This window comes from Streptomyces sp. NPDC002156, from assembly GCF_053593675.1.
In genome coordinates this window covers 1-2,990 of record NZ_JBSFDA010000349.1, presented here as the reverse complement: position 1 = coordinate 2,990, position 2,990 = coordinate 1, and the positions used below count along the sequence as shown (strand labels likewise).

Here is a 2,990-nt window from a genome sequence, read left to right as displayed (position 1 = left end):
CCGTCCGGCGTTTGAGGACGAGGCCGTTCAGGCCGACAGCGGGGGTCTGGGGGCGCAGCCCCCAGGGATGGGACGGGTAGGGGCGGCGGGGGCGAAGAAACAGGTCGGAGGACTCTCTTCCGCTTCTGGTCAATTAGCGACGAACGGTGACGGACTGCGTGCGTAATGTGATGTGCTGGGACCGATAGCGCACATGGCAATCGCTCGGGACATAAGACAGCCGGACACCAGACCGCGAAACGCAACACCGCGAAACGCAACACCGCACGCACACAGCTGACGGGGGAGCCAGGGAGGGAAGTAGTCATGGGGTCGCAGCCGATCCGCCGCTGGGAGTCGGGAGCACTCGCGCACGCCGTCACGGACCCCTTCGGCCTGGGCCCCGTCCCCTGGCTCCGAGGCAGCGAGACCTACTTCGACGACACGGGCCACGTAGTCCCTTGGTACGTGGACCCCTTAGACCCCACCCCCACCCCCACCACACACGGCACAGCCACCACCAGAATCCCCAACCCCCGTACGCCCCGTACCCCCCGCCCCGCCCCCCGCCCCACCGGCGGCCCCCGAGCCGCCGACGACGTACACCGGCAGATCAAGGGCTTCGCCTCCACCGGCCCCGCCGCCCCCGGCGAGGCCATCGACTTCCACATCACCGTCGACCCGCCGCAAGAGTTCGCCGTGGACATCTACCGCATCGGCCACTACGGCGGCGACGGCGCAGCCAAGATCACCACCAGCCCCCGCCTCTCCGGCATCGTCCAGCCCCCGCCCCTCACCGCCGACCGCACGGTCTCCTGCCACCACTGGTGGCTCTCCTGGCGGCTCCAGATCCCGTCGTACTGGAACATCGGGGCCTACGTCGCCGTACTCACCACCGCCGACGGCTACCGCTCCCACATCCCCTTCACCGTCCGCGACAACCACCCGGCGGACCTGCTGCTCCTCCTGCCCGACATCACCTGGCAGGCGTACAACCTCTACCCGGAGGACGGCCGCACCGGCGCGAGCCTCTACCACGCCTGGGACGACGACGGCCGGCTCCTCGGCGAGGCCGACGCCGCGACGACCGTCTCCTTCGACCGCCCGTACGCCGGCGCCGGCCTCCCCCTCCATGTCGGCCACGCCTACGACTTCATCCGCTTCGCCGAGCGCTACGGCTACGACCTCGCCTACGCCGACGCCCGCGACCTGCACGCCGGCCGCGTCGACCCCACCCGCTACCGTGGCCTGGTCTTCCCGGGCCACGACGAGTACTGGTCCTCGGCGATGCGCCGCACCACCGAGCTCGCCCGGGAGAACGGCACGTCCCTCGTCTTCCTCTCCGCCAACACCATGTACTGGCAGGTGGAGCTGGGCCCATCCCCGTCCGGTGTCGCCGACCGCCTCCTCACCTGCCGGAAGCGTCGCGGGCCCGGGAAGCCCGCCCTCTGGCGCGAGATCGACCGGCCCGAGCAGCAGCTGATCGGTATCCAGTACGCGGGCCGGGTCCCCGAGCCCACCCCCATGGTCGTGCGCAACGCCGACCACTGGATGTGGGAGGCGACCGGCGCCCACGACGGCGACGAGATCGACGGGATGGTGGCCGGCGAGGCCGACCGCTACTTCCCGCGCACCCAGCTCCCCGAGCACGAGGACCGCATCCTCCTCGCCCACTCCCCGTACGCGGACAGCGAAGGAGCCCTCCGTCACCAGGAGACCTCCCTCTATCGGGCGCCCTCGGGCTCCTTGGTCTTCGCGTCCGGAACGTTCGCGTGGTCCCCGTCCCTGGACCGCCCCGGCCATGTGGACGCACGTGTCCAGCGGGCCACCGCGAACCTCCTGGACCGCATCTGCAAACGGGACTGAAACCCGGCCCCCCGCCCCCTGGCGCCGACCGACTCTCCGCATACGGGAGAATCGACCCACTTGGTCATCACCACGGGGAGGAACCGTGTCCGGATTCGTAGAAAAGCCCGAGCCCCTCCAGGTTCCGGGCCTGGTGCATCTGCACACCGGCAAGGTGCGCGACCTGTACCAGAACGAGGCGGGCGACCTCGTGATGGTCGCCAGCGACCGCATCTCCGCCTTCGACTGGGTGCTGCAGACGGAGATCCCCGACAAGGGCCGCGTCCTCACCCAGCTCTCGCTCTGGTGGTTCGACCAGCTCGCCGACCTGGCCCCCAACCACGTCCTGAGCACCGAACTCCCGCCGGGCGCCCCCGCCGACTGGGCGGGCCGCACCCTGATCTGCAAGTCCCTGCGCATGATGCCGGTGGAGTGCGTGGCCCGCGGCTACCTCACCGGCTCCGGCCTCACCGAGTACAACGCGACCCGTACGGTCTGCGGCCTGGCCCTCCCCGAGGGTCTCACTGACGGCTCGGAACTCCCCGCCCCGATCTTCACCCCGGCCACCAAGGCCGCGGTCGGCGAGCACGACGAGAACGTGCCGTACGAGGAGGTCGCCCGCCAGGTCGGCGCCGAGTCCGCCGCCGAACTCCGCCAGGCGACCCTCGCCGTCTACTCCCGCGCCCGCGACATCGCCCGCGACCGGGGCATCATCCTGGCCGACACGAAGTTCGAGTTCGGGTATGAGACCACGGCGGCCGGCGAGACCCTGATCCTGGCCGACGAGGTCCTCACCCCGGACTCGTCCCGCTTCTGGCCGGCCGACGTGTGGGAGCCGGGCCACGCACAGCCCTCGTTCGACAAGCAGTTCGTACGGGACTGGCTCACGTCCGCCGAGTCCGGCTGGGTCCGCGCCAGCGAGCAGCCCCCGCCGCCGCCCCCGCAGGAGGTCACGGACGCGACCCGCGCGAAGTACATCGAGGCGTACGAACGCCTGACGGGGATCAGCTGGAGCTGACCACACGCTGAACACACCCTGAGCACGACGAAGGCCCCGGTCCACTGGACCGGGGCCTTCGACTGCTGAGCGGACGACCAGGTTCGAACTGGCGACCTCAACCTTGGCAAGGTTGCGCTCTACCAACTGAGCTACGTCCGCATCGCGT

At 70.4% G+C, this 2,990-nt stretch carries 2 protein-coding genes and 1 tRNA gene; 2 read left to right on the top strand and 1 reads right to left on the bottom strand.

The features are described from left to right. Positions 1-306: 306 nt before the first annotated feature. Together ACWCRB_RS49550 and ACWCRB_RS49545 are read left to right on the top strand one after the other, a co-directional pair. A complete protein-coding gene (locus tag ACWCRB_RS49550) occupies positions 307-1,845 on the top strand; it encodes a N,N-dimethylformamidase beta subunit family domain-containing protein (RefSeq protein ID WP_451002334.1) in 1,539 nt (512 codons plus the stop codon). An 85-nt stretch (positions 1,846-1,930) separates the two neighbouring features. Further along, positions 1,931-2,842 (top strand): phosphoribosylaminoimidazolesuccinocarboxamide synthase, encoded by a 912-nt coding sequence (locus ACWCRB_RS49545; protein ID WP_451002333.1) that lies wholly within the window; start codon positions 1,931-1,933, stop codon positions 2,840-2,842. Positions 2,843-2,910: 68 nt separating this feature from the next. Here ACWCRB_RS49545 and ACWCRB_RS49540 read toward each other — a convergent pair. Continuing rightward, positions 2,911-2,983, bottom strand: a tRNA-Gly gene (locus tag ACWCRB_RS49540). Positions 2,984-2,990 lie beyond the last annotated feature (7 nt).